2 protein-coding genes are annotated in these 703 nt (G+C 58.7%); both read left to right on the top strand.

Going from position 1 to position 703, the window contains the following annotated elements:
• On the top strand, positions 1–285 hold a 285-nt coding region (locus ACXJ7R_RS35365; RefSeq protein ID WP_457155836.1), incomplete at its 5' end, for a hypothetical protein.
• Positions 282–703 (top strand): DUF5939 domain-containing protein (locus ACXJ7R_RS35370; protein ID WP_457155837.1); only part of this gene is annotated, 422 nt, incomplete at its 3' end. The genes ACXJ7R_RS35365 and ACXJ7R_RS35370, both read left to right, overlap by 4 nt.

Raw genomic sequence — 703 nt, forward strand, 5'->3', positions numbered from 1 at the left:
ACGATCAGGACGATGATAACCCCTGCGGAGAAAAGGCGCAGAGCCGCGGGAAATGGCGGATTGTCGGATGTCGGCACGGGAGAAGCCCCAAAAATGAATGCCCAATGTACCATCATAGTGCCGCTTGCGGCCGGTGAAAATCTGCTGAATGGAAATTGGACTGTCACCAGTCTTGTCTATTCGAATGGCCGTACGGTCAGTTTCGCAGTAAAATGGCGACTCGGACCAGAGAGCGGTCCGGATCAACACGCCTCGGGGGCGCATTTTCCGGAGCCTGCACGATGAACGAAGCTCAGGATCTGTTCTCGCTTCTGCGGCAATCGACCGATGTCGATCCGCAGGCAATCGACGCGATCAAGCAAACCATCGCGGAGGGCCAGGACCGCGAACTTTGCCGCATCAATGCGCCAGCCTTCGCCGGCAAGCTTGGCCTCGACGAGGAACGCACCATAGGCGCCTTTCTCCACGCAGCACGGGTGGGCATCTTCGACATTTCCTGGAATGTTCTGTGCCCCGGCTGTGGCGGCGTGCTCGACACCAATGCCACGCTGAAAACCCTGCAGAAGGACGAATACACATGCGCGTTGTGCGCCGAGGGCTATCCGCCGACCCTCGACGAGATGGTCGAGGTGACATTCACCGTCAGTCCCCGCGTGCGCAGGATTGCTGCCCACAATCCACACGAACTGCCGTTGCTGGAATA

The organism is Mesorhizobium sp. P5_C1 (assembly GCF_054049815.1).